25 protein-coding genes and 1 other RNA gene are annotated in these 26966 nt (G+C 42.5%); 5 read left to right on the forward strand and 21 right to left on the reverse strand.

The annotated features are described in order from the left end of the window. Positions 1-269: 269 nt before the first annotated feature. From hpf to SSIN_RS07820, 3 genes are all read right to left on the reverse strand, one after another. Entirely contained in the window at positions 270-812 is a 543-nt protein-coding gene (gene hpf / locus SSIN_RS07810; protein ID WP_037617653.1) for a ribosome hibernation-promoting factor, HPF/YfiA family, read from the reverse strand. 81 nt (positions 813-893) lie between these two features. Then, on the reverse strand, positions 894-1559 hold the full coding sequence (locus SSIN_RS07815) for a ComFC family protein (protein WP_037617656.1): 666 nt from the start codon (positions 1557-1559) through the stop codon (positions 894-896). Continuing rightward, positions 1556-2857: an ATP-dependent helicase ComFA gene (locus tag SSIN_RS07820; RefSeq protein ID WP_037617658.1), complete on the reverse strand. Its 1302-nt coding sequence runs from the start codon at positions 2855-2857 to the stop codon at positions 1556-1558. Before SSIN_RS07820 ends, SSIN_RS07815 begins: the two co-directional genes overlap by 4 nt. A gap of 57 nt (positions 2858-2914) precedes the next feature. Between SSIN_RS07820 and SSIN_RS07825 the strand changes: the two genes are divergently transcribed. Together SSIN_RS07825 and cysK are read left to right on the forward strand one after the other, a co-directional pair. Then, positions 2915-3550 (forward strand): YigZ family protein, encoded by a 636-nt coding sequence (locus SSIN_RS07825; RefSeq protein ID WP_037617660.1) that lies wholly within the window; start codon positions 2915-2917, stop codon positions 3548-3550. Between the two features lie 116 nt (positions 3551-3666). Continuing rightward, positions 3667-4596, forward strand: coding sequence for a cysteine synthase A (gene cysK, locus SSIN_RS07830; RefSeq protein ID WP_037617662.1), 930 nt, complete (start codon positions 3667-3669; stop codon positions 4594-4596). Between the two features lie 51 nt (positions 4597-4647). Here cysK and SSIN_RS07835 read toward each other — a convergent pair whose 3' ends face one another. From SSIN_RS07835 to SSIN_RS07895, 13 genes are all read right to left on the reverse strand, one after another. Then, positions 4648-5010 carry a S1 RNA-binding domain-containing protein gene (locus SSIN_RS07835; protein ID WP_037617664.1) on the reverse strand — a complete coding sequence of 121 codons (363 nt, stop codon included), beginning with the start codon at positions 5008-5010 and terminating at the stop codon, positions 4648-4650. Further along, positions 5007-6410 (reverse strand): bifunctional Cof-type HAD-IIB family hydrolase/peptidylprolyl isomerase, encoded by a 1404-nt coding sequence (locus tag SSIN_RS07840; RefSeq protein ID WP_037617665.1) that lies wholly within the window; start codon positions 6408-6410, stop codon positions 5007-5009. The genes SSIN_RS07835 and SSIN_RS07840 overlap by 4 nt, the downstream gene beginning before the upstream one ends. Before the next feature lie 37 nt (positions 6411-6447). Further along, complete coding sequence (locus SSIN_RS07845; RefSeq protein WP_037617667.1) at positions 6448-7080, reverse strand: response regulator transcription factor; 633 nt, start codon at positions 7078-7080, stop codon at positions 6448-6450. Then, the gene (locus SSIN_RS07850; protein ID WP_037617669.1) at positions 7058-8077 is read right to left on the reverse strand and encodes an envelope stress sensor histidine kinase LiaS; all 1020 of its coding nucleotides are present in this window, start codon (positions 8075-8077) and stop codon (positions 7058-7060) included. Before SSIN_RS07850 ends, SSIN_RS07845 begins: the two co-directional genes overlap by 23 nt. Further along, positions 8074-8769 (reverse strand): cell wall-active antibiotics response protein LiaF, encoded by a 696-nt coding sequence (gene liaF, locus SSIN_RS07855; RefSeq protein ID WP_037617671.1) that lies wholly within the window; start codon positions 8767-8769, stop codon positions 8074-8076. The genes SSIN_RS07850 and liaF overlap by 4 nt, the downstream gene beginning before the upstream one ends. A gap of 129 nt (positions 8770-8898) precedes the next feature. Then, on the reverse strand, positions 8899-10755 hold the full coding sequence (pknB, locus tag SSIN_RS07860) for a Stk1 family PASTA domain-containing Ser/Thr kinase (protein ID WP_037617674.1): 1857 nt from the start codon (positions 10753-10755) through the stop codon (positions 8899-8901). Continuing rightward, positions 10752-11492, reverse strand: a complete 741-nt coding sequence (locus SSIN_RS07865; RefSeq protein WP_037617676.1) for a Stp1/IreP family PP2C-type Ser/Thr phosphatase — start codon at positions 11490-11492, stop codon at positions 10752-10754. Before SSIN_RS07865 ends, pknB begins: the two co-directional genes overlap by 4 nt. A gap of 21 nt (positions 11493-11513) precedes the next feature. Continuing rightward, positions 11514-12827, reverse strand: coding sequence for a 16S rRNA (cytosine(967)-C(5))-methyltransferase RsmB (gene rsmB, locus SSIN_RS07870; RefSeq protein WP_209325470.1), 1314 nt, complete (start codon positions 12825-12827; stop codon positions 11514-11516). Continuing rightward, positions 12817-13734: a methionyl-tRNA formyltransferase gene (gene fmt / locus SSIN_RS07875; RefSeq protein ID WP_037617701.1), complete on the reverse strand. Its 918-nt coding sequence runs from the start codon at positions 13732-13734 to the stop codon at positions 12817-12819. The genes rsmB and fmt overlap by 11 nt, the downstream gene beginning before the upstream one ends. Before the next feature lie 121 nt (positions 13735-13855). Beyond that, entirely contained in the window at positions 13856-16261 is a 2406-nt protein-coding gene (locus SSIN_RS07880; protein WP_037617680.1) for a primosomal protein N', read from the reverse strand. A 65-nt stretch (positions 16262-16326) separates the two neighbouring features. Beyond that, positions 16327-16641: a DNA-directed RNA polymerase subunit omega gene (gene rpoZ, locus SSIN_RS07885; protein WP_037617682.1), complete on the reverse strand. Its 315-nt coding sequence runs from the start codon at positions 16639-16641 to the stop codon at positions 16327-16329. Between the two features lie 26 nt (positions 16642-16667). Beyond that, positions 16668-17300, reverse strand: coding sequence for a guanylate kinase (gene gmk, locus SSIN_RS07890; RefSeq protein ID WP_209325471.1), 633 nt, complete (start codon positions 17298-17300; stop codon positions 16668-16670). Positions 17301-17476: 176 nt separating this feature from the next. Next, on the reverse strand, positions 17477-19090 hold the full coding sequence (locus tag SSIN_RS07895) for a ribonuclease Y (protein WP_037617685.1): 1614 nt from the start codon (positions 19088-19090) through the stop codon (positions 17477-17479). A 279-nt stretch (positions 19091-19369) separates the two neighbouring features. Here SSIN_RS07895 and SSIN_RS07900 point away from each other — a divergent pair, with 279 nt between their 5' ends. Then, on the forward strand, positions 19370-19852 hold the full coding sequence (locus SSIN_RS07900) for an S-ribosylhomocysteine lyase (RefSeq protein WP_037617687.1): 483 nt from the start codon (positions 19370-19372) through the stop codon (positions 19850-19852). Positions 19853-19959: 107 nt separating this feature from the next. Here the strand turns inward: SSIN_RS07900 and SSIN_RS07905 are convergent, their stop codons facing one another. The 5 genes from SSIN_RS07905 to SSIN_RS07920 all read right to left on the reverse strand — a co-directional run bounded on the left by SSIN_RS07905 (position 19960) and on the right by SSIN_RS07920 (position 24067). Then, entirely contained in the window at positions 19960-21381 is a 1422-nt protein-coding gene (locus SSIN_RS07905; protein ID WP_156956307.1) for a cell division site-positioning protein MapZ family protein, read from the reverse strand. Between the two features lie 6 nt (positions 21382-21387). Next, positions 21388-22545: a THUMP domain-containing class I SAM-dependent RNA methyltransferase gene (locus SSIN_RS07910; RefSeq protein ID WP_037617691.1), complete on the reverse strand. Its 1158-nt coding sequence runs from the start codon at positions 22543-22545 to the stop codon at positions 21388-21390. 200 nt (positions 22546-22745) lie between these two features. Beyond that, an RNA gene (gene rnpB / locus SSIN_RS10355) (RNase P RNA component class B) lies at positions 22746-23113 on the reverse strand. Positions 23114-23132: 19 nt separating this feature from the next. Beyond that, positions 23133-23468, reverse strand: coding sequence for a cell division regulator GpsB (gene gpsB, locus SSIN_RS07915; protein ID WP_037617694.1), 336 nt, complete (start codon positions 23466-23468; stop codon positions 23133-23135). Between the two features lie 71 nt (positions 23469-23539). Continuing rightward, positions 23540-24067: an SLOG family protein gene (locus SSIN_RS07920; protein WP_037617695.1), complete on the reverse strand. Its 528-nt coding sequence runs from the start codon at positions 24065-24067 to the stop codon at positions 23540-23542. 67 nt (positions 24068-24134) lie between these two features. Between SSIN_RS07920 and recU the strand changes: the two genes are divergently transcribed. Beyond that, positions 24135-24737 (forward strand): Holliday junction resolvase RecU, encoded by a 603-nt coding sequence (recU, locus tag SSIN_RS07925; RefSeq protein WP_037617697.1) that lies wholly within the window; start codon positions 24135-24137, stop codon positions 24735-24737. Next, positions 24730-26898 carry a penicillin-binding protein PBP1A gene (pbp1a, locus tag SSIN_RS07930; RefSeq protein ID WP_037617699.1) on the forward strand — a complete coding sequence of 723 codons (2169 nt, stop codon included), beginning with the start codon at positions 24730-24732 and terminating at the stop codon, positions 26896-26898. The genes recU and pbp1a overlap by 8 nt, the downstream gene beginning before the upstream one ends. Positions 26899-26966: the final 68 nt, after the last annotated feature.

Raw genomic sequence — 26966 nt, forward strand, 5'->3', positions numbered from 1 at the left:
ATCACCTCAACTAATTCTTGTCAACACTTTTTTTGAACTTTTTTTGCTTTTTTGTAACTTTTTCATTCCGCCTTAGAATATCGTTGTAAGGGCGTTAAAAACGTGTAAAACAACTTTCAAGAGACTACTAATCTAGTATTCTCTGTAAACGATTTTTTTCTAACTATCAAACTCCAGCGATAGTTTCTTAATAAAAACCAGTATATTTATTTTCTATATTTTACAATTTATCAGATAAAAAGCCATCCAAATCGGACGGCTTTAATGAGTTATTTTACTTCTAATAAACCGATATCTCCATCTTCACGACGATAGATAACATTCGTTGTATTGTCTTCTACGTCGGTATAAATGAAGAAATCATGCCCCAACAAATCCATTTGCAAGATAGCTTCTTCTACATCCATTGGTTTTAGATCAATATGTTTAGAGCGCACCACTTTTGAAGATGATTCATCAGCTTCTTCCACTAAAGCGTCCGTGAAAAGCTGACTAGTTGCAACTTTGTTACGATTTTTCTTTTCAATTTTTGTCTTATTCTTACGAATCTGACGTTCAATTTTATCAACAACTAAGTCAATAGAACCGTACATATCTTGTGAAACATCTTCTGCCCGAAGGGTAATGGAACCAAGAGGAATGGTTACTTCGACTTTTGCCGTTTTTTCGCGATAAACCTTCAGGTTGACACGTGCATCAAGTTCTTGCTCTGCTTGGAAATACTTCTCAATCTTCTCAAGTTTAGAAACTACGTAGTCACGGAGAGCATCAGTTACTTCTAGGTTTTCACCACGGATACTATATTTAAGCATATAAGTACCTTCTTTCTAAACATAAATGTTTTATTTACAATATCATTATAACGCTTTCATTCCTTTTTTGCAAATATTTTCTTATCTTACGAGTGAAAATGTCAAAACTTCTTTCACACCTGCTTCCAGCAGTAATTCTCGAGCCAATTGTAAGGTTTTACCAGTCGTATAAATATCATCTATCAGCACAATCTTATCTGACAGAAGACTATCTTTTGCCAATCTAAAACATTGCTGACTTTTTAAACGTTCTTGGCGATTTTTACTGGATTGAGCAAGAACATCCTGCTTTTCAAGCAAATGTTTATAAGACAAACCAGCAGCTTGCAAGAAGCCTTCTACCTGATTAAAACCTCGACTTTGGTATTTTTCAGGACTGACTGGAATGGGAACCAGAGTATATTTTTTGAAGTTTCTGAGACTTTTTTTGAGAACTTCCGCAAAAACAAATCTTAGAAGATAATCTCCTTGAAACTTGTATTTGCTGAAGAAATCCTTCATAAAGTCATTATAAGGAAAACAGGCCTGATGCTGAACCAAATAGCCTTGCGCTTCCCATGCCTGACAATCCGAGCAGACTTCCGCCTCTCCCTCCTTCCAGCAGCGTGGGCAATGAATAGAGGAAATAGCTTCAAATCCTGCTCTACAATGTTTACAAATTGTATTTTTTTCTTTTTGTAATAAAATCAAGGAAGAAAAAGTCCCATTTTCTTCGCTCGCTTGGCTGCATAACAGGCAATTTCTCATAGGCCAGCCTCCTTGTTCATCAGTTTGATTTCACGAATCGCTTTTTCGATTGAATGTGTGGTGCCGTCATGAAAGAAGAATAAATCTCCCGTCGGCCTCTCCATGCTACGTCCCACTCGACCAGAAATTTGAACGAGAGCGCTACGACTAAAGAGACGATGGTTGGCCTCCAGAACAAAGACATCTACACAGGGAAAGGTCACGCCACGCTCTAAGATGGTCGTTGTGACCAAAATGGTAATTTCTCGCTTCCGAAACTCTTCAACGATTTCTAAACGATTTTCAGTTGTTGAAGCCACAAAACCGACTCTTTCCGCTGGAAAAATTTCCTCCAAAACTTGCGCAAATTCCTGACCTCTTTTGATTTCTGAGGCAAAGATTAGCAATGGAAAGCCTGTTTTTCTCTGTCTCTCGATATATTTTTTCAGTTTAGGCGGCAATTTCTTTTTCGCTAGATACTTTTGAAAATCTGCCAGCCAAACTTTTTGGGGCACAATCAAAGGATTGCCATGGAAGCGACGAGGAAGACTAAGTCGTTTTAATTCTCCTTTTTGGACTTTTTTATCCAGCTCATCCGTCGAAGTGGCAGTTAAAAAGATGGTGGTTCCTTTCTCCTTGACTGACTGCTCCACGGCATGGTAGAGCAGAGGATTGTCCACATAAGGAAAAGCATCTACCTCGTCCACAATCAGCAAATCAAAGGCTCGATAAAATTTAAGAAGCTGATGAGTGGTGGCGATGACCAAAGGACTGCGAAAATATGGCTCGGATTCGCCATGCAAAAGCGAAATCGGGCAGGCAAAATCTAGCTTAAGGCGACGAAAAAGCTCCAAACAGACATCAATCCGAGGGCTGGCTAGGCAAACCGCTCCCCCACGATCAATCACCTCTGCGATTACCTGATAAATCATCTCCGTTTTGCCCGCCCCAGTCACCGCATGGACAAGGCTATTCTGCTTTTGAGCAACTGACTCTAACAGTCCCTGAGAAACTTTCCTCTGAAACTCTGTCAATTGTCCTTGCCACTTGAGTACCTGATTTTCTGGAAAGTCTTCCTGTGGAAAATAATAGAGCTGCTGGTCACTCCGTACTCGCCCTAAAATTAGACATTCTCTGCAATAGTAGGCATTAACCGGTAACTTATGATGCTCTTTGTCCACTTGAGTGCCACAGCGGCCGCAAAACAACTTCCTCCTTTCCTCTCGCATACTGGGCATCTGCTGGGCTTGCAATTGCAACTCTGGGCTGAGCTGATCTTTTGTAAATATCCTACCTAGGCAATCTTTTCTTTCTAACATACTTTTTTATTCGTAAAATTTTTGGAAAAATTCAATTTTTTTGTGTAAAATAAAACTATGGAATATAGAACAATTAGACAAGACGGCCAAGCCCAAGAAGAAATTAAAAAATCTCGTTTCATTTGCCATGCAAAGCGCGTTTACTCAGAAGAGGAAGCTAGAGATTTTATTGCTGCCATCAAAAAAGAGCACTATAAAGCCACTCATAATTGCTCTGCTTTTATTGTCGGAGAGAAAAGTGAAATCAAACGAACCAGTGACGACGGGGAACCTAGCGGTACAGCAGGCGTTCCCATGCTCGGTGTCATGGAAAACCACCAGGTGACCAATGTCTGCTTTGTGGTCACGCGCTATTTCGGTGGGATTAAGCTAGGAGCTGGTGGGCTCATTCGGGCTTATGCTGGTAGCGTCGCTTTGGCAATTAAAGAAATCGGTTTGATCGAAATCAAGGAACAAGCCGGCTTGCGCCTTAAAATGTCTTACAGCCAGTACCAAAACTTCGATAACTTTTTAAAAGCTGAAGATCTGATCGAATTCGACACCGAATTCACAGATCTAGTTGCCACAACCATTTATATCGACAAGCAAGAAAAAGAACCACTGGAACAGAAATTAGTCGAATTTTTCAATGGCAAAATCCAAATTGACGATCAAGGTTTGCGCGAGGTTGAAATTCCCTTAACAGTTGAATAATTTAAAAAGCTAGGCTTGGTGATAAAGAATTTTTATCGTGGCCATAGCTTTTTTATATTTTACAAAGTGCCGCTTTCGTCTTATACTAGTTTCATTAAAGTATTGAGGTATGAAGGATGACAAACATTTATCAAAATATCACAGAACTGATTGGAAGCACGCCCATTGTCAAGCTAAATAATATCGTTCCTGAAGGAGCCGCTGAAGTTTATGTGAAGTTAGAAGCCTTCAACCCTGGCTCTTCTGTCAAGGATCGGATTGCTCTCAGCATGATTGAGACTGCTGAACGCGAAGGCCTTATCAATCCTGGCGATACTATCGTTGAAGCAACCAGCGGAAATACAGGCATTGGCCTTTCATGGGTTGGAGCAGCTAAAGGCTACAAGGTTGTCATTGTTATGCCAGAGACTATGAGTGTAGAGCGTCGCAAGATTATTCAAGCCTATGGGGCAGAGCTAGTTTTGACTCCAGGTAGCGAAGGAATGAAAGGAGCTATTGCCAAGGCAGAAGAAATCGCCCAAGAGCGCAAAGGCTGGTTGCCGCTACAATTTAACAACCCAGCCAATCCAGAAGTTCACGAACGAACAACAGGAGCAGAAATTGTCGCTGCTTTCGGTGAAACTGGACTGGATGCCTTTGTTGGTGGTGTCGGAACTGGTGGGACTATCTCTGGTGTCTCTCATGCTCTAAAAAAAGCGAATCCAAACATCCAAGTCTATGCGGTCGAAGCAGACGAATCTGCTATCCTTTCTGGAGAAAAACCAGGCCCCCACAAAATCCAAGGAATTTCAGCTGGATTCATTCCAGAGACCTTGGATACAGAAGCCTACAACGGTATTGTCCGCGTAACTTCTGATCAAGCACTGGAATTGGGACGCTATATTGGCGGTCAGGAAGGCTTCTTAGTGGGAATTTCATCTGCTGCAGCTATTTTTGCAGCCATTGAAGTCGCGAAAAAACTAGGAGCTGGTAAGAAAGTTCTTGCTCTGACACCTGATAATGGAGAACGCTACTTGTCTACTGCCCTCTATGAATTTGACGCCTAATCGTGAAAATAGTGTACCAAAAATCCTACCCAAATTGAGTAGGATTTTTTTCTAATCTTTTTGTTCTTTTAGAAAATCCTTGGCTTCCTCAATCCAAGTTGGCATTTGCTTGCCTAAGGGCGCAAAACCAATTTTACAACGATCATTTGAAAAGCGATGCCGTCTCGGTAAGCGATGTTTTTCTTCCTCTAAGGTCCGCATAGACAGACTGGCCTTGCCAGAAAACTCGTCATAATCCACCACCTGCACGAGAACCTGATCCCCGATTTTTAAAATATCGTGAATATTATCAATATAGCCCGTCCGAATCTCAGAAATATGAATGAGGCCAATCAGACCGCTTTCTAGTTCAACAAAGGCACCGTAGGGCTGAATCCCTGTAATTTTGCCCTTTAACTTATCTCCGATTTTCATTCGTCTATAACCTCAATCGTCTCAATAACAACATCCTCAAGCGGTTTATCCATTGAAGCTGTCTCAACTGCTGCGATTTTGTCCAAAACTTCATAAGAAGCCTCATCTACTAACTGCCCAAATACAGTATGTCGACGGTCCAAATGCGGTGTCCCGCCCTTGCTAGCATAAATTTCAGCAATTGGCTCCGGCCATCCTCCCCGAGTCAATTCCTTGGTTGAATAAGGAAGACTGCTGTTTTGAACAATAAAGAACTGACTGCCATTGGTATTTGGTCCAGCATTTGCCATTGATAGAGCGCCTCGGATATTATAAAGCTCCGGTGAAAACTCGTCTTCAAAGCGCTCGCCGTAAATTGACTCGCCACCCATCCCAGTACCAGTCGGATCGCCACCCTGAATCATAAAATCTTTGATAACCCGGTGGAAAATCACTCCGTCATAATACCCATTCTTTGATAAAGCGATAAAGTTGGCAACTGTTTTGGGCGCTTGCTCTGGAAACAGTTTGATCTTCAAATCCCCATGATTAGTCTTGATTTTTGCAACCGATCCTTCAACCGCTTCAGGATTGACCTGTGGGAAATTCAACTCTTTTTCTACCATTCCTAACTCCTCCAAAGCATAAAAAATACCATCTTCTTCTACTGTTTTTGTGATGAAATCTGCCTTTTCCTGCAGCTTTTTGTGAGAAATTCCCATGGCAATGCTGATACCTGCATAGTCAAATAACTCTAAATCATTAAGCTCATCTCCAAAAACCAAGACATTCTCAGGTTTTAAGCCTAGATGCTCCGCCACCTTAGCAACACCAGCTGCCTTTGAACCTTCTGTCGGAACAACATCCGATGAATGCTCATGCCAGCGAACCAAGCGCAGAGCTGAGGCTAGATCCTCTGGCAACTGCAAACTATCTCCTACATTTTCAAAGGTCCACATTTGGTAGATTTCATGATCTTTGTAAAAATCGGGATTGACAGCCAGATCTGGATATATGATATCAATTGCTGACGAAATCATAGGATTGCGGACGGATAAAGCCGCTTCATGACTACCTACCAAACCGTAATCAATCCCCGCTTCCTTGGTCCATGCAATGTAGGATTCCACACACTCTTGTGGAATGACCGTTTTAGCAATGACTTCCCCTTTTCGATTTTCAACATAAGCACCATTCAAAGTGACAAAAAAATCAGGGTCCAAGGCACGAATTTCTGGAACGACTCCAAAAATACCACGTCCAGAAGCAATTCCCGTCAGAATACCTTTTTCTCTCAGCTGTTTAAACACAACTTTGATTGACTCTGGGATGAAGCCTGTATTCTTTACTCGCAAGGTGTCGTCGATATCAAAGAAAACAATCTTAATTTTTTTTGCCTTATATTTTAATTTTGCTTCCATATTTTCCTCTTTCAATTTAATCTTTTCTATTATATCATTAAAAATCGTCTTGCGGAACAAGGTGATGCTGAAAAGCGTAGACGACTGCCTGGGTTCGATCGCTCACTTCCAGCTTGGATAAAATATTGGACACATGCGTCTTGACTGTTTTCAAGGAAATAAAGAGCTCATCAGCAATCCGCTGATTTTCATAGCCCTTGGCTAAAAGCCCCAAAATATCCCGCTCCCGCGCTGTCAAATCCTCATAAAGCTCTATATGATTTCGATGGTATTCAAACTTCTTACTGACTTCTGTTTCAATGGCAAATTCACCTTTTGCAACCTTTCTGACTGCGTGGAGAATTTCCTCAGCACTGGAGGTCTTCAGCATATAGCCACGAGCACCAGCATCCAACACTGGATAGATTTTTTCATTGTCCAGATAAGACGTCAAAATCAAAATCTTTGCCTCTGGCCATTCTTTCAAGATAGCCAAGGTGGCATCAATACCGCTCATCTCTGGCATCACAATGTCCATTATAATTACATCGGGCCGGCTTGCCAAGGCTGCTTCGACTCCTTCTCTGCCATTGGTGGCTTCTGCTACTCCTTCAACATCTTCCTGTAATTCTAAAAAGCTTTTTAAACCCAATCTGACCATTTGATGATCATCCACTAGTAATATTTTCATCTTTTCCCCCTTCTAATAACGGAACACAGATTTCGATAGAGAATCCTTTTTTCGGAGCTGTCAAAATTTTTAGACTGCCAGCCATATCATACACTCGATCCTCAATATTTTTCAAACCATAACTCAGTTCATCCAAAGTAGCTGGTTCAAAGCCGATTCCATCATCAGAAACCTTGAGTTTTAATTCATTTCGCGTCTGATAAAGATAAATGTCCAAACGATTAGCTTGAGCATGACGCAAGGTATTGTTGATCATTTCCTGGATAATCCTGAAAATATGCTCCTCAATCTGCTTGGGGAGACTGGCAACCTCATGTTTAAACTGGACAGTCAGGTCCGACTTATCTCTTAATTCCTTAATTAAAACATCCATGCCCTCTACTAAAGTTCGATTTTCCAACTCTGTCGGCCGTAAATGCAAGAGTAAAATCCGCAAATCTTTTTGTGCTGTATCCAGAATGTCAGCAATTCCCTTTAGCTGCTCTTGGAGATTTTCTTTTTCAAGCCTCTCCACATTTCCAGCGACACCTGAAAGAATCATATTGGCTGCAAACAGCTCCTGACTAACCGTGTCATGTAAATCACGCGCAATCCGCCTGCGCTCCTTCTCAACAATCTTCTCCTCTACCTGCAAAGACTGATTCTCAGACTTCTGCAAATTTTCGGTTAGAATATGCACTTTTTCTTCCAATTGAAGTAAAGAATAGTCCAGCTCTGCCTGACCGGTCGCTTCTAAAGCTTTGCCCTCTAAAATGTATTTGACATTTTTTTGAACCTGAGAAACGGATAGAAACTGAAGAAACTTTGCTGCAGCAATCAATAAAACAGTCAGAGATAGACCTAGAACTACAACAAAAAACATAAAAGACTGCAGAAGTTCTAGATTGTTTAGGAGCTTTTGCCATTCAAAATTAAAAATATTAAAAATGTAATGAAAGATGATCCCTAGAACAAAGAAGGTATAGAGAAAAATGACCAAGTAACTTGTTTTTTTCACTTTCTGACAACCTCCACATTTCCTAAAAAGCTGACCAACACAATTTTTACAGTTTTACTCGCTCGCTTATAATCTGGCGTTGTCAGGGAAATCGTTTCATTGCGCAACTTACGAGATGGATGATTTAAAAAATGCAAGTCCCCATAGAGGGTATTAATCTGAAGCTGGATTTCCACATCTAAAGGAATGACAATCTTGGTATCCCCAAAGGCCTTACGAATAATCACCACATTATCATGATTAGCTAAAATAACATCTTCTAAATGGACGGTATCCTTTCCAATCAACCGCAAAAGATTAATATCATGAAACTGACAATTATCTTTTGAAAAATGCTGCAAATCTCCCAGCCAACGATTTTTATCACTTTGAATTTCGACATCTTCTTCAAAAACTAGATAACTTTCTTGATTTTCCTTGTAAATATATGGGTAAGCTACCATCAAACCATAAATAACTGCAAACAAAAGGGCTGCAATCACATAAGGATTGAGCATAATAATGAAAAACAGCATAATCATTGATGCCACTAATAAAAAATTCCCTTTTTGTTTACCAAAATAATAATATAAAAGCAGGAGAAAAAGGACCATAATGATAACAACACGCGAAAAATCTGCTGCCAACATCGTGATAAGAGCCATAGACAATAAGATTGTTTCAACAAAGATGAATAATTGAACTTTCCACATAGCCTTTTCCTTTCTGTACCTCTCTATTCTAACAAAAATAAAAAGAAAAACCTCCGTCTGAGGCACGAAATAAAAAAATAAATCACTTATGCCCAAAGAAAAATGGTCATAAGTGATGTATGAAAACTATTAACGACTAGAGCTGCTGCTCGACGATGAAGTAGAGCTGGATTGTGCATCATCATCTGATTGACTATGAGAACTAGAGGACGATTCTGATGAACTCGTTGACGAGCTTGCAGTAGTGCCATCTGTCACATAGAGAGTGATTTTTGTTGATTTTAGACTAACACTTTGTCCGGCTGCTGGTGTCTGCGAGGCCACTAAATCGGCTTGACTAGAAGCCACCGAGCGATCAATAACCCGCTCAATATTCGAAGACGGAATTCCCATCTCGATTAAGTAAGAACGAGCATTGGCATAAGTGTACTGAAGACTGCCAAAATTTGGCATTTCTACAGTGCTAGTCTCTTTTGCAACTCTCAGGGTAATTTGAGCATTTGAAGATAAATCGTACGTTGCCCCAGCTGCTGGTATCTGGCTGATAACAACTCCTGGATCATAATCTTCTGATTCCACTTCTTCAATTTTTATTAATTTTTCGGAAACCTTTTTATTCTTCAAATCTTCAACTGCTGCTGAATATTTTTGACCTGTATAATCCGCCATGATAAGGTTCTTGGGGCCTTTAGAAATAATGAGGTTTATTTTGCTACCTTCCCGCCGCTGACTTCCTGCCTGAGGATCCGTCTTAATGACATGACCGGAAGCAACCGAATCACTGTTTTCTTCTTTTTCTTCTCCGACTACTAAATCTTTAGCTTCAATAGTCGCCCGAGCTTCTGCCACAGTTTGACCTGCCACATCTGGAACGGTGGTATTCGAAGGACTGTTATAAATCAGAACTGCAAATGCAGCTAAAACCAAGAAAACCGCCAAGAGCAGGACTTTATATCGGGTTCTTAAATGGTGTTTCTGTGCTTTCTTTTTTACAGGAGCTGGAGTTTCATCAGGTTTCCTCACTTCTGTTGGCTCAGTCTTTGGAATGGAGGTTTTTGTCGGTGAAACAGTCGGCTGAGGAATTGGCGAAATTTTTGGTAAGGTCTTAGTATCTGCTTTAGCAACATCATCAAAAACAAGTTTTTTTTCATTCCGTCGCTCATAAGACAAACTGCTCGACAAATCAACATACATTTCAGCAACAGACTGATAACGATCCGTTAATTTTTTAGCTGTTGCCTTGATAACCACATTTTCCAAGGCTTGAGGAACATTGGGATTTTCCGCAATGATCGACGGCAATGGCTTTTGAAAATGCTGGAGAGCAATCGTTACAGCGCTATCTCCATCGTAAGGGATATGCCCTGTAAGCATCTCATAGAAAATAATCCCCATTGCATAGATATCGCTTTGAATTGTTGCCTTTGAACCACGAGCCTGTTCTGGCGAAAGATAGTGGACCGAGCCCAGCATAGAGTTAGTCTGGGTCAGACTTGTCTCAGCAAAGGCCACAGCAATCCCAAAGTCTGTCACCTTGGCATTGCCATCTGGGGTTAAGAGCACATTTTGTGGTTTCAGGTCACGGTGAACAATCCCCCGCGTATGCGCCAAGCGCATAGCCAAAAGGATTTGTCCCATGATTCTAACCGCTTCTTCGTTTGAAATCGGAGATTTTTCTTTGATATAGCGCTTGAGGTCAAGTCCTGCTACATATTCCATGGCCAGATACTGCTGACCGTCTTCTTCTCCGATATCGGAAATCCGGACAATGTGAGGATGATCTAAATCAGCCATCGCCTTGGCTTCCCGCTGGAAGCGCGCTACGGCAATAGGATCTGTCTGGTAGTTGGTCCTGAGAACCTTTACTGCAACTTCCTCACCATCCAAAATCAAATCCTTGGCCAGATAGACATCTGCCATGCCTCCTCGACCAATTTGCTTGATGATTTTATATCGCCCGGCAAAAATCTTGCCGATTTGAATCATGCCTCATCCTCCTTGTCAAAACGAACCAGAGCGACTGTGATATTATCCAATCCTCCAGCATTGTTGGCAAAGCGAATCAACGTTTGAGTTTTCTCAGACAGACTGATGTCACTGGTCACGATGTCATAGATCTCACTTCCTGAAATCATGTTTGTCAGCCCATCACTGCTTAGCAGTATATAATCACCATCTTTCAAGGTTACCATACCATAATCGGGCTGCACCTCATCTTTTTGACCAATTGACTGGGTGATAATATTCTTCTGCGGGTGGCGTTCTGCTTCTTCTTGTGTAATCTGTCCGGCTTTTAGAAGAGCATTAACAAGGGAATGGTCGCTAGTTAACTGGCTGTATTCCTCACCACGAATCAGGCTAATCCGTGAATCACCAATGTGGGCATAAATAGCCTGATTATCAATGATGGCTAAGGCTTCCAGAGTTGTCCCCATGCCCTTATACTCTTCATCCTGACCAAATTGATGAATGCGCCGATTTTCTTCTTCCAAGTGCTCTGCAAACCATTCACGGACTTGGTTCACCGAGTCAATCTGGGTATTAACCCATGCGGCACCTAAGTCTGTTACCGCCATTTCACTGGCAATATTACCAGCTCTGTGGCCCCCCATACCATCGGCCAAGATGATCATGGTCTTGCCAGCACGATTTACAAAATGATTGGCATAATCCTGATTATTTGTTCGCTTTTGACCAACATCTGTTAATACTGAAATTTCCATACTGTCAGTTTCCTCCTCCAGTTAAGATATCTTCCTAAATTGACTGATAAAAAATCCATCACTGCCATATAATTCTGGTGTAATCAAGATACAGCCGTCTTTTACGATATCTTCTCTTTCATGTTCTAGTCTAACTTGCTCAAAGTTTGGATGTCTTTCTAAAAATTGCTTGACTACTTCAAAATTCTCTGCAGACACAATCGTGCAAGTGCTATAAGTTATTATACCACCTTTACATAGACTTTGACAAACACTGTCTAATATATCCAGCTGAATTTTTTGCAGGCTCTGAAAATCTGCATTTTCTTTATTGTACTTAATGTCTGGTTTGCGACGAATCAAGCCGATTCCAGAGCAGGGAGCGTCCACCAAAATCTTGTCAAAAGCGTCTGGACCAAAAGTCTCAAACACCTTGGTCGCATCCAGCTTTTGAGTTGTGATTTTATCTGCTAAGCCTAGACGATCCGCATTTTGACGAATCAAGTCCAGCTTATGGTCGTAAAGATCCAAGGCTGTAATCTGACCAGTCGTCAGATAGGAAGCCATGTGCACAGCCTTGCCACCTGGCGCACTGCAAGCATCCAAAATCTGCTCATGTCCCTCAATCTGCAAGGTCGGAGCAACCAGTTGGCTAGACTCGTCTTGAATAGTAATCAAGCCTTTTTCAAAGAACTCATGACCAGCAAAATGGCCTTGTTTCTTGACCAAGGCTGAAGGAGCTAAGAGCGAATCGTCCGCACCCAAAACCGCTTTAACTTCTTCCTTTCGAGCCAAATCCGTCACTCGAATGCTAGCCTTATTGCGCTCAAAGAGACTAGCAAAGATGACTGCCGCACGTTCTTCCCCGTATTCGTCAATCAAAACCTTGACTAGCCAGACCGGCAGAGAATACTGGACTGAGTAGCGCTTGTTCTTGCGGTTGATAGTGGCCGGATCAGCTGCACCTTCCCGCTCGATCTTCCGCAGGATGGCATTGACGTATTTTTCACTGCCACGCTTGCGGCCTTTTGCAATCTCAACAGCTTCATTGACAACAGCATGCTGGGGGATTTTATCCAGATAGAGCATCTGATAGAGGCTGAGCTCAAGCAGGATATAAAGCCAAGCATCCAGCTTATCTCTGTCCTCCACCCAATGAGCCAGCTGCCATTCCAGACTAATTTTGCGAGCGACCGTTCCATAGACCAGCTCCGTAACCAAGCTTCTATCAGCTGAACTGAAAGCACTCTGTTTCAGAGCCTTGTTGAGGGCAATATTGGAATAAGCGCCCTCTTCAAAGACTTCTTCCAGAATTTCCAGAGCAAGCTCACGGGCTCTTTTTTGTTTACTTTCCAAATTCATCACCTACCGCTAAGCTGCGACCCAGACCGTTGAGAAAGTCCTTGATGCCCATCTTGGGCTTGCCGAATGGCTGCACCGTCTTTAGAGAAAGGGCTCCCTGACCCGCTGCGACGACTAATTCTTTTTTGCTGATCGTCAGGATTTCACCCGGACGACCACTGCCTTCCGCTTGGCTAACTTCGTAAATCTTGAAGCGCTGACCAGCTAGCAGGGTATGGGCCACCGGCCAAGGATTCATGCCCCGAACCTGATTGAAAATCTGGCGACTGGTCTTTGTCCAATCAATCCGCTCTTGATCTGGGCTGATATTTGGTGAAAAAGTCACCAGATCTGGATCCTGAGGCTGGGCTTGAATCTCTCCCGCTACATAGGCTGGCAAGACTTCTAAAAGAAGATCGCGGCCAATCACAGCTAGTTTTTCAAAGAGAGTTCCGACATTATCAGACTCTTCAATGGCTATCGCTCGACTGGCAATCATATCACCAGCATCCATCTCTTTGACCATCTCCATAATAGTCACACCAGCTTCTTCATCGCCATTTATCAAAGCATAATGAATGGGCGCTCCGCCACGGTATTTGGGCAAGAGAGAGGCATGGACATTCACTGCGAAGTTAACGCTATCCAGCAAACGGCTAGGCAGAAACTGGCCAAAGGCTGCTGTCACGATTCCGTCAGCTCCCAAGTTCATAATCTCTTCCAAGTCCGCGCTTTTAGCCAACTTTTCTGGTTGGTAAACCAGCAAGCCGTTAGCTAAAGCCACTTCCTTGACCGGTGTCATGCGAATCTCCTTTTTGCGGCCCACTGCTCGGTCAGGCTGAGTGACCACCGCTAAAATTTCATATTGTTCGCTTTCCAGCAGGCCTTTTAAGACAGTTGCTGAAAAGTCAGGTGTCCCCATAAAGATTAATTTCACTGTCGTTTCCTCAAATCTGTCGCAGACTACTGTCGCCTACGACTGTTTTTCTTTCTATTATACCAAAAAAGCGAGCAAAGCTGATAGCTCTCGCTCACTTTTGTCATCAGATAAAATTCTGGGGTTCATTATCAATACTGAGGCGCAGGTCCTTATTTTCCGCTTGCTGCGTTAACTCCAATACCTGATTAAGCGTGACTTGCAGGTCATCCTCAAACCGATACTTAAGTAAAATCTGATAGTGATAGAGATTGTGGGTGCGGGCAATGGGCTTGGGTGTGGGACCCAAAATTTGCACCTTGTCCGACAGGCCATTCCGTAAAATATCCATAACCTGATAAGATTTCTTGACCACCATTTCCTCATCCTTGTGGGATAGGGTCAGCCCTACTGTATAGTAATAAGGCGGATAGCTCAACTGCCGACGAATCCCCATTTCATAAGCGTAGAAACCTTCGTAGTCCTGCTTTCTGGCAAAGTCAATGGCATAGTGATGAGTATTGTAAGACTGGATAAAGACTTGTCCTGCTTTTTCTGCCCGACCTGCCCGACCTGCTACCTGAGTCAGCAGCTGAAAAGTCCGCTCTGAAGAGCGAAAATCTGGCAGATTCAGAGCTGTATCCGCATTGAGAACACCGACCAAGGTCACATTAGGAAAATCCAGTCCCTTGGCAATCATCTGAGTTCCCAGCAGAATATCTGCCTGCCCCTGACCAAAGGCCTCTAGGATTTCTTCGTGACTCCCCTTTTTACGGGTCGTATCCACATCCATCCGCAGAATGTGAGCATCTGGAAAGAGAGTCGTCAGCTCATCATAGGCCTTCTGCGTCCCCGTACCATAATAGCGAATGCTGCGACTGGCACAATTAGGACAGGCTTGTGGAATGTCCTTGGTAAAACCACAGTAATGGCAGTTCATGGTCTTGGTATCCATATGCAGGGTCAGGGAAATATCACAGTTGGGACAGGTGTCCACCGTGCCGCATTCTCGACACATGACAAAGCTGGAATAGCCTCGCCTGTTGAGCATAAGAACCGTCTGTTCACCTTTCTCCAGACGATCCTGAATAGCTTCTAAGAGAACAGGAGTAAAATTACTAGCTTCATTTTGCCCAATGTAATCTCGAAAATCCACCACTTGAACCTGAGGAATCTGCGCCAGTGGATTAGCCCGCTTAGTCAGCTGCAAAAAGTCATAGACGCCACGACTAGCTCTGGCCCTGCTTTCCAAACTCGGAGTCGCCGAACCCAACACCAAGACAGATTGATTGTACTGAGCTCGCAGGAGAGCCACTTCTCTGGCATGGTAGCGAGGATTGGAATCCTGCTTGTAGGAGGACTCATGTTCCTCGTCAATGATGATGGCTCCGATATTTGTCAGCGGAGCAAAGATGGCCGAACGCGCACCTACAACTACCTGAGCCTCTCCCCGCTCCACCTTGCGCCACTCGTCGTACTTCTCACCATCAGATAGACCTGAATGCAAAATAGCCACCTTGTCGCCAAAGCGCGAGATAAAACGGTCAGTCACCTGAGGAGTCAAAGAAATTTCCGGCACTAGCATAATCGCTGTCTTTCCTTGACCTAGAGCCTCCTCAATGACCTTGAGATAAACCTCGGTTTTGCCGCTCCCCGTCACTCCTTCTAGTAAAACGGGTTGAGCGTTTTCTTGACCGATTTTTTCACAAATCGCAGCGACCGCGACTGCTTGCTCCTCATTTAGAACCAGCTTTTTATCCTGTCGCTCCTTTTGGAAATGCGCAGCAGACCGGCTAACCTCTTTCTTCTCTGTATGGAGAAGCTCCTTTTCTAAGAAAATTTTAACTGCTGTAGGCGAAAAGAGCTCGCGTAAGTCTTTGAGGCGACCTGATTGTGGATTTTCCAGCAGATAAGTCTGAAGTTCCTGCTGCTTTTTCGCTCGGGTGGAAGGCAGAAACTGAGCCAATTTCTCTCTGTCCACTTGATACCAAGTTTCTGTCTTAATATGCTTACGGTCAGTCGCTTGGTATTCCAAGCGAATCTTACCAGCCTGGGTCAACCGCATGAGCTTGGACTGACTTTTCTTGTCCAAATCAGAAAAGCGAAGACTAGCTGTTTGACCGAAAATAGACTGCCGCTCCTCAACTGAAAGCTGCTCCGTTGGATAAAGTAACTTGTCATAGCTGGAATTAAGAAGACTTGGTAACATGGCCTTCAGGATGGAAATTTTATAGGAAAAGACAGACTGGCGCAACTGCTCAGCTAGCCAGAGCTGCTCCGCATTGAGAACCGGTCTAAAGTCCAGAACTTCTGCAATATCTTTCAATTCTCCAACATGTCCTGCCAGATCTTCAGCTTCCTCATTCGCCAAGCCAACAATCAATCCTTGAATCAACCGACCGCCCTTACCAAAAGGCACATGCACCCGCATCCCAGCTTGCAGCATTCCAGAAAACTCCTCTGGAACCGCATAGCTGTATGGTTTGTCCGTCTGCATCAGAGGAACATCGACAATAATCTTGGCAATTTTCACACTCTCACCTCTCTTTCCCTAAACGCCATATTCATAGAAAAAAATAAGATTGAGTAGCCCCAACCTTAAATCTTCTCACCCTCTTCTTTTTCTTTGGCAATTTGTTCTTTGATCTTGCGCTCCTCTTCTTCTTTGCGCAGGCGTTCTTCTTCTGCACGTCTGCGAACTGCTTCGCGTTTTCCTTCTGGATCTGGGTGAATCACAACATTACCAGATTCAATTTCTTCCAGAGCACGCAATGTTGATTTCTCTGATTTGAATTCCTGAGTTGGTTTAGCACCAGCTTCTAATTCATGAGCACGCTTGGCTTCCAAGATAACCAAAGAATATTTTGATGGCACCTTGTCCAACAGGGTGTCAATAGACGGTTTTAACATCATAATTTTTTACCTAATTTCTAACTTAATTATCGTATAAGTACTTCATCTTTTGGAAGCATCTCTTGGTAACGACCGATGACTCGATCCACACGAAAATGCTCCGCTTCGATCACACGTTTAACGCGTTCAGCCGCCAAAGATACTTGATCATTGACAATGGCATAGTCATACTCACGCATCAAGGCAATTTCTTCTTTTGCTTTCTCAATCCGCTGAGCAATGACTTCTGCGCTATCTGTCCCGCGACCAACCAAACGGTCTTTCAATTCTTCCAAGTCTGGCGGAGTCAGAAAAATGAAGACAGCATCCGGAACTTTTTTCTTAACCTGGAGAGCACCTTGAACTTCAATCTCTAGGAAAACATCCACACCCTTATCCAAGGTCTCATTTACATAAGTGAGTGGAGTTCCATAATAATTTCCAACATACTCAGCATATTCCAGCATCTGTCCCTGACGAATCAGCTCCTCAAATTCTTCACGAGTGCGAAAGAAATAGTCAACCCCATCTACCTCACCAGGGCGTTGTGGACGGGTTGTCATGGATACAGAATATTGAAACTGATTATCAGTGCTTTCAAAAATCTCTCGTCTGACTGTTCCCTTACCTACACCTGAGGGGCCTGAAAAGACGATTAGTAAGCCTCGTTCCGTCATCATATCTCCTTCATAATCTTTCTATCTAGTGTAACAGAATTATGCTTATATTTCAAGAGAATGTCTCTATTTCTATAGTGTTCTCATCAAAAAGTTAGCAGGCCAGTCCGAAACCTCGTAGGAGAAGTAAGCACTTCACAAGAAAGAAAAAGCAAGCTGCTGCCAACTTGCTTTCCTTCTTATTTTGCGTAATCAACTGCACGCATTTCGCGAATGACTGTGACTTTGATATTACCTGGATATTCCAGATTATTTTCGATTTTTTCACGAACATCATGTGCTAAAATCGTAATCTTATCATCTTTGATCCGTTCTGGATTGACCATGATTCGAATTTCGCGGCCTGCTTGTAAAGCAAAGCTATTTTTTACGCCCTCAAAGCCGTTAGCAATTTCTTCCAAATCCTGTAGACGTTTGATATAGCTCTCAAGTGACTCACTGCGAGCACCCGGACGAGCTGCGCTAAGGGCATCTGCTGCCGCAACGATAACTGCAATCACGCTCTCAGGCTCCACATCTCCGTGGTGGCTGGCAATCGTATTAACAACGATTGGATGCTCTTTGTACTTACGAGCCAACTCTGTCCCGATTTCTACGTGACTGCCTTCCACCTCACGGTCAATGGCTTTCCCAATGTCATGAAGGAAACCAGCACGACGGGCAAGATTCGCATTTTCACCCAGTTCCCCAGCAATAATTCCAGAGAGCTTGGCTACCTCAATCGAGTGACGAAGAACATTCTGTCCATAAGAGGTACGGAACTGCAAACGTCCCATAATTTTCATCAAATCAGGATGCAGGTTTGGTGCCCCGATTTCGTAAGCGGCTGCTTCACCATACTCTCGGATACGATTATCAATTTCTATCCGATTCTTTTCAACCAGCTCCTCAATGCGAGCCGGATGAATACGTCCGTCCTTCAAGAGGGCTTCCATCGTCATGCGAGCAATTTCACGACGAACAGGATCAAAGCCTGAAAGAGTGACTACTTCGGGTGTGTCATCGATGATGACATCAATACCGGTCAAGCTTTCAAAAGTACGAATATTGCGCCCCTCGCGACCAATAATCCGCCCCTTCATACTATCATCAGGTAGATGAACCGTTGAGTTGGTCTGCTCAGCCACATAGTCACCAGCAATTCGCTGCATAGCTTGCACCAAGATATCCTTGGCCACCTTGTCAGAGCGCTCTTTAATATCCTGCTCCGCTTCCCGAATACGAGTCGCAATCTCTTTAGAGAGTTTATCCTCGGTCTGCGCTAAGATAATGTCACGCGCTTCCGTTTGAGTAAGGGACGCTACCCGCTCAAGCTCAGCTTCCTTTTGCTGCTCTAGCTCAGCTACTTGTGCTTCACGCGCATCAATGTGTTTAGCTTTATCAGAGAGACTTTGTTCTTTATGCTCCAAAGTCTTTTCCTTGTTGGTTAAATTATCGTCTTTGCGGTCAAGATTACTTGCACGCTCTGTCAAGCGGCTTTCAATTTGTTTTAATTCTTGACGCTCAGACTTAAATTCTGCATCAACCTCTTCACGATATTTTCTGGCTTCTTCTTTTGCCTCCAAAAGTGCTTCTTTTTTAAGCGAACTAGTTTCACGTTTGGCTTCTTTGACAATCAAATCAGCTTCACGTTCGGCTTGTCCGCGTAAATTGGTTGCTTCTTGTTCAGCATTTAAAAGAGTAAGTTCTGCGGCATCTTTAGATGTTCTCATCTTAACCGAGATCCCTACGTATCCAATCACTAAACCAATGATGGCAGCAAAAACAAAAACAGCTATAATATTTAAGCCCATGTTTTCACTCCAAATCTATTTAATTATTGAATTCAAAATTCCATACTATTCTATCATAAATGCTGAAAATTCACAAACCTATTTTTCTAAAAAACAGGCCTGTTTTTTCTCTATTATTTGCTAAAAGGGCGCTAAATAAAAGAATTTAATATATAAAATTTTTTATTTTAAATGTAAACTTTTTTTATGCTATAATCAAGGGGAAGATTTTTAAAATATGATACGAAAGCTTATGATTGATTCTGCTTCGCACTCATCTATTATCGTAAAGGAGAACTTATGTCTAAAGAAGTTATTGTTGAAAGCTTTGAGCTGGATCATACCATTGTTAAAGCCCCGTATGTCCGTCTGATTGGTGAAGAAACTGGACCAAAAGGAGATATTATTTCTAACTTTGATATTCGTCTGGTTCAACCAAATAAGGATTCCATTCCGACCGCCGGTCTGCATACGATCGAACACCTGCTGGCCATGCTCATTCGCAAACGGATTGATGGTATGATTGACTGTTCACCTTTTGGCTGCCGCACAGGCTTTCATATGATTATGTGGGGACAGCACACAGCGACCGAGATTGCTCAAATCATTAAGTCCTGCCTAGAAGAAATCGCCGAGACAACTACTTGGGCAGATGTCCCTGGCACTACCATCGAATCCTGTGGAAATTATAAGGATCACAGCCTCTTTTCAGCCAAAGAATGGGCAAAACTCATTCTCAGCCAAGGAATTTCTGATAATGCCTTTGACCGGCATGTTATCTAAACAAAAAAATGCAGAAAATCGTCCAAATGGAATTTCTGCATTTTTTTATTTTGATGCATCATCTAGCAAGCTTAAGGACCGCTAGACAGTCTGCTGAAGTAATTGATTTAATAATCTAAATCTTCCGCATAACCTGGGCCGTTTCCTACAAAATAACCCGTCTTACAGTTGATACTGAAAAGATAAGTTCCATCTGGCTTGAAAAGGTTATAATAACCATTGCCCTTGATAATATTAACTTTTTCAAGGATAAACTGGTCCCCTGTGATATATCCACGTTCGCGTGATGTTTGCAAAATTTTCTCTAAAACTCCAGGATTAAAAATCCAAGCTGGATTATTGACATCATCGATAGCCGCTTGATTGTATGGAACTCGACTGAGATGGCGCTGGAGGTTTACCCCATCACTTGGGAGGCCAAAGCCAGTATAGGAGTTGGAGACAGTGCCTGAACCTGAACCACCTCCAGCTGTTGCAGGGCTTCCTCCTTGATCTGTGCCAGGAGCTGGTGCCGGCACTACTTGACTGCGTCCTTGAGCAACGGCTGCTTTCAGGACTTCATCCAATTTTGCATTTCCGCTTGATACATCAGAGAAATTAGCATCAGCATTTGCCTTGGCTTCTGTATTGAGGACACCGTCTGTAATGGCGCCGCCGTCAAATTGTGAATTTACACTTTGGATTGCTGAAATTTGCTTGACCAGAGCATCGTATTTAGTTTTAGCTGCATCGTAGTCGCTGGTACCTTTTAGAGCCTCAAGCTTGGCTTTCAAGTTTTCTAACTCTCCAAATTTGCTGTTTTTCACTGCTGTTTGGCTACTATCTGTAAAGAATGAAGCGTACAAATCATTAAATTCTTTCAAAGAAGCTTCTTTCTTTGAACTTGACGAAACTGACTTTTTACTCGATTGAGTGGTTGAAACGCTGGAACTCCCTGCTGTTCTATTGCCACTATTTCTTCCCAAGGTAAAATAGAGAGAGGTTCCAACGGCCGTAACCGCGAAAAGCGCAAGTACAGAATATAAAACTACCTTTTTCTTGTAAAAAGGAACTTCAAGGCTTTCAAAGTCTTCCTCATCTGCCTCTTGAAGCGAATCATCGGAAGGATCAACAAAAGGCTCAACTGGTAAATCATCTATTTCTAAAGCTGATTTGTTAGGAGCGAGTTCTGCCTCTTCTGCCAACTGCGTTTCATACAAATCTGCGGAATGGTCTGGGGCAGCTTCCAGTTCTTCACTTCCCCCATCCTCATGCCTTTCTTTGGCAAAATCATCTAAATCAAAAGCAACATTAAGCGGGTGCGACTCTTCTGGAGTTTCTTCAAAGTTCTGAGTATCAAACTTCCCTGCTTCTATTTCTTCTCGGTGCTGTTTGATGTATTTGTCTAAAATACTATCTTCGTCTGTTACTCCCGCTTCGACTTCCTCATTTTTACGTTTGACTTGACCAACTGTCAAATCCTTGGCTTCTTCAAAATCCAAGATCGACTCTTGCGAAGATTCTAAATCTTTTTCATTCATTATCTGCATTCCTTCCTAATCAAGAATTTGACGTTTGACACGCTCTCCAAAATATTGATATAAATCAACTTTTAAAGTACCGTTGTACAGTTTGCGTTTTTTATCTGCCAGACTGCCATATTTGGCTTCGAAGGCCTCGTCGCTCGTCAAGATAAATTTACTCCAGGTTTTCAATGGGGCAAAAGTTTCCCCCATTTCCTGATAGAGCTTGGTCACAGCATCGTCGTCCAATAAACGCTCGCCATAAGGCGGATTAGAGATAATGACACCATTGATCTTGTCCGTATGAAGGTCTTGAAACCGCATTTGCTTAAAGTGAATCTGGTCAGCAACGCCGGCTTCTTCAGCATTTTTCTTAGCAATCTCTACCAGACGGGCATCCAAATCAGAGCCCAAAATATCCAATTGAATTTCTTGGTCAATATGAGCCAGTGCTTCTGCCCGGAGCTGACGCACCAAGTCCTTGTCTACCCAATTCCAGTCTTCAAAAGCAAAGGAACGGTGTAGACCTGGTGCCATCTTCATCCCAATCATAGCCGCTTCGATACAGAAGGTTCCTGATCCGCAAGTCGGGTCAATCAAGGGTTTATCTGGATACCAGTTTGACAAAAGTAAAATCGCGGCTGCCATATTTTCCTTGATTGGCGCTCCGCCCTTCTCAGTCCGATAACCACGCTTGAACAAGCTAGAACCGCTGGTATCAATCATGACCGTCACAAGGTCTTTTAAAATGGAAACTTCAATCTTAAACTCTGCTCCATTTTCCTGCAAGGGAACACCCTCTGGACGAGCATAATGCTTTTGCAGTTTTTTCACAACTGCTTTTTTTGAAATGGCTTGAACGCTGGGCTCATTGTGCAGTTTTGACTTGACACACTTGGCTTTAGAAATGGGAAATTTCGCACCTAAGGGTAGATAATTTTCCCAGTCCAAAGCAAAGACGCCTTGAAAAAGCTCTTCAAATGTTTTGGCTGGAAATGTCCCCACAATAATCTTCACTCGATCTGCCGAGCGCAGCCAGAGATTGGTTTGAATAATAGTTTTGACATCGCCTCTAAAGCGGACGCGACCATTTTCAACCTGACAATCTATACCCAAATCCCGAATCTCACGGCCGACCACTGCTTCCAGACCCGCTGCCGCAGTAGCAATTAAATTAAAATTTTCTTTCATTCTTTCTTACTCTATCAAGATCCACTTGGCCAAACCGTTAAAAAACTGGTCTCAGCTCGGAATCAGAATGTTCTGGCGTGGCTACTCTTTTTGAGAGAAACCTTACTTTTATATTTCATCACTTTCATCTGTAATCTGTTGAAAGGAACTCTATGTCTTAATCAAAAAGCTAGCATACGCTAGCTAACCTATGTGCAATTTTCTATAAGCCATGTTTTGTTCCAGAAATGACTAGGTACCATCTCCTTCGATAATCATCTGTCTACTGTTTCCAGTCAGAATGCTATGTTCGTTTCCACGCATTCCGTGCCCCGACCAAAGTTTGGGTTGCTAGCTTGAGGGGTTTACCGCGTTCCACTTCTTCTGTTTCCAAAAGAACTACGTCACTGTGGCACTTTCAGACCTAATCAGACCTATCCAAAGACTTAGCCTTTTCAGTCGCCGTAACGGAAAAATCCGTCCCTAGGCTTATTGTTTCACCTAGCACAAACACTACCAGCATCACAGCCGGTGCTAGCATGGACTTTCCTCATGAAAATATCAAATCTTCACGCGATTATCCAAAAATTGCACAGTTATTAGACCAATTACATATCACGATCCACAATCTGCTTGCCAAAAACTTCCTTTTCCAGACGGTTCAAGCGCTTCAAAATATCAAAGTTGGTTGCCGATGTCATTTGTGGCATTTCTACTGTTGGTTGAACCGGCTTTGCTGGAGCCGTTTCTTCAGGCTTATTCGCCAATTCTTCTTTCAAACGACGATTTTCTTCACGCAGTTCTTGCACCAAAGCAGCGTAAGTTTCATAATCTTTGATAACATCATCCAAAAATTCATCTACTTCTGCCTTGCTGTAGCCACGCACTTCGCGCTTAAAATCTTGATCAAAAATATCTTTTGCTGTAAAAATAATACTTGCCATCTTCTCTCTCCAATCTAGTTCATCATATTCAATTATAAACAAAATCCACTATAAAAATCAAGATTTAGCCCTTATTTTCCTAAAAAATTTTCTGCTACCTCGTTTAAGTCATCAAATGTTAATTTTTTGATAAAATACTGTTCCTGATTTTTCATCTCTTGGTAAAGATATTTGAGGTTTGTCTCATTTTCTTCATCGTAAAATAGATAAGCTCCGTCTGTATTTTGAAGCAAAAATTGATTGTATTCTCGAAACTGACTGGGATTTTGGTAGCTAGTGTAGGCGTATTTGACAAAATCTACTTGCTTAAAAGCCGCAAGTTTCGCCTGATTAGCTTCATTCCAGTTTTCTCCTTGATTTTCAAATAAAAAAATAGTTGCTATCTGAAAACTGTACTCTGTTTTCAATTCCTTGGCAACATCCAACACCCATGATTCAAATCCCAGATTCCCCATAAAAACGAGCCAATCCACCCCCTCATCGAGTAAGCGCAGCAAATCCCGCCTGACACCCTCTTTAATAATCTTAATGCGCATGTCTTTCTCGGTCACAATGCCAATTTCAAAAGGCTTATAACCCGCGATAAGTAGACTTGTCATTTATTCTCCCTTAAAAAATGTTTTTATGATATAATAGAGTGATGTTATTGTACCAATAAGGAGTTCTATGGTCAACTATCCTCACAAACTAAAGGTAAAAAATAAAATCTTTAGCTCATCCACAGATTTTATCAGCTTTGCCAATCGTGGGATGTCTTTTGAAAAAATGATCAACGAATCCAACAACTACTACCTAAGTAGAGGACTCGCTGTTATCCACAAAAAGCCAACACCCATCCAGATTGTTAAAGTTGATTATCCGCAGCGCAGTCGTGCTAAAATCGTAGAGGCCTATTTTCGGCAAGCTTCTACAACAGACTATTCTGGTGTTTACAAGGGGCATTATATTGATTTTGAAGCCAAGGAAACGCGGCAAAAAAATGCGATGCCTATGAAAAACTTCCATCAACACCAGATTGAGCATATGGAGGCTGTGCTGAAACAAAAGGGAATTTGTTTTGTCTTGTTGCATTTCTCAAGCCTAAGGGAAACTTATCTGCTTCCGGCTTCCTATTTGATTGAGTTTTACAAGATAGACAAGGGCGGAAAGTCCATGCCTTTATCTTATATTCAGGAAAATGGCTATCGAATCGAAATCCAGCATTTCCCCAGCGTTCCCTATCTTGATATTATTGAACAAAAACTACTAGGTGGTATTACAAATGAATAAACAGACTGTTATGCAGATATTAAAATATCTTGCAAGCGCCCTCATTTCTCTTCTCTTGCTTGGCTTTGTAGCCGGTTGTTTAGTGTTTACTTATTACGCTTCCAAGGCCCCTACGCTCTCTGAGAAAGATTTAATCGCGACTACTTCAAGTAAAATCTATGACAGTGATAATAATTTAATTGCTGACTTAGGTGCTGAGAAGCGAGTGAATACAAATACAAATGAGATTCCTACGGATTTGGTCAATGCCATTACTGCTATTGAAGATCATCGTTTCTTTAGTCACCGAGGAGTTGACTTTATTCGTATCATCGGTGCATTTCTCAGCAACCTCAAAGGTGGAGGCAGACAAGGGGGGTCCACTCTGACCCAACAGCTCATCAAATTGAGCTACTTCTCAACCTCTTCTTCAGATGCGACTCTTTCTCGTAAGATACAAGAGGCCTGGTTAGCCACTCAATTGGAGCGCAAGGCAACGAAGCAAGAAATCTTGACCTACTATGTCAATAAGGTCTACATGTCCAATGGTAACTATGGTATGCAAACAGCAGCCCAAAGTTACTATGGAAAAGATTTAAAAGATTTAACAATTCCTCAATTAGCCCTTCTGGCTGGAATGCCGCAGGCTCCTAATCAGTATGATCCTTACACAAAACCAGAAGCAGCCACTGAACGCCGAAATCTGGTCTTGTCAGAAATGTATGAACTGAAATACCTCACACCAGAGCAATATGAACAGGCTGTCAATACGCCTGTTACCGACGGCCTCCAAAGCCTAAAAGCTTCGTCTAGCTATCCAGCTTACATGGATAATTATCTAAAACAAGTAATTGAACAAGTTGAAGAAGAAACCGGCTATAACGTATTGACCACTGGAATGGAAGTTTATACCAATGTCAATACAGAAGCCCAGAAAAAACTTTGGGATATTTACAATACTGAGGAATACGTTGCTTATCCTGATGATGAAATGCAGGTTGCTTCCACCGTTATGGATGTGCGAACTGGTAAAGTTATTGCCCAACTCGGCTCCCGTCACCAGTCTACCAACGTATCTTTCGGTACCAACCAAGCCGTTGAAACTAACCGCGATTTCGGTTCAACCATGAAACCAATCACTGATTATGCTCCGGCTCTTGAAAATGAAATCTATACCTCTACGGCTGCGCCTATTACAGATGCTCCATATAATTTCCCGTATTCCAGCACACCAGTCTACAACTGGGATAAGAAATACTATGGTACTATGACGATTCAGTACGCTATTCAGGAATCCCGTAACGTTCCTGCCGTGAAAACGCTGGAAGCCGTCGGTCTAGATGAATCGCTTAAGTTCCTCAATCGCATCGGCATTAACTATCCTGAAATGTTCTATGTTAACGCCTTTTCAAGTAATACCAGCAAAGCCGGCAATGAATACGGAGCCAGCAGTGAAAAAATGGCTGCTGCCTATGCTGCTTTTGCCAATGGCGGTACCTACTATAAGCCACAGTATGTCAATCGTGTCGTCTTCAGCGACGGAACAGAAAAAATCTTTGCTGATAATGGAACCAAGGCGATGAAAGAAACTACAGCCTACATGATGACGGATATGATGAAAACCGTTCTTCACTCAGGTACAGGTACAAATGCTGCTCTTTCTGGGGTTTATCAGGCTGGTAAGACTGGAACCTCCAACTATGCTGATGATGAATTAGCTAAGCTGACCAAGCCTTACTACTACTCTAGTATTGTCACACCAGACGAACTCTTCGTTGGTTATACGCCTAAGTACTCAATGGCTGTTTGGACTGGCTACTCCAACCGTCTGACACCAATCCTTGATGATGGGGTTAAAGTGGCTACAGATGTCTACCGCGAGATGATGCTCTATTTAGCTCAAGACGGATCAGCTTCAGAAGATTGGGAAATGCCAAACGGCTTGTTCCGCAGCGGATATTATCTCTATCTAAATGGAGCAACTGTAAATAATCGCTATAATACCCAACAATATTATAGCTCTACTTCTTCAGAAACTAGCACAGAAGCTTCTTCTAGCAGTTCTTCAGAAACAAGTAGCTCAGCTCCCGCTGCTAATCAATCGACTTCTTCTTCAGAACAAACAAATGGAAGCGAGTCAAATAATCAAAATCAAAGCAGTCAGAATAGCGGAAACCGTTAGAATACTAAAAGAGTCTGAGACAAAATAGTTCTCAGCCACAAAAAAGCTAGAGATTCCCAATTGCGGAA

This window comes from Streptococcus sinensis (genome assembly GCF_000767835.1).
Lineage (GTDB): Bacteria > Bacillota > Bacilli > Lactobacillales > Streptococcaceae > Streptococcus > Streptococcus sinensis.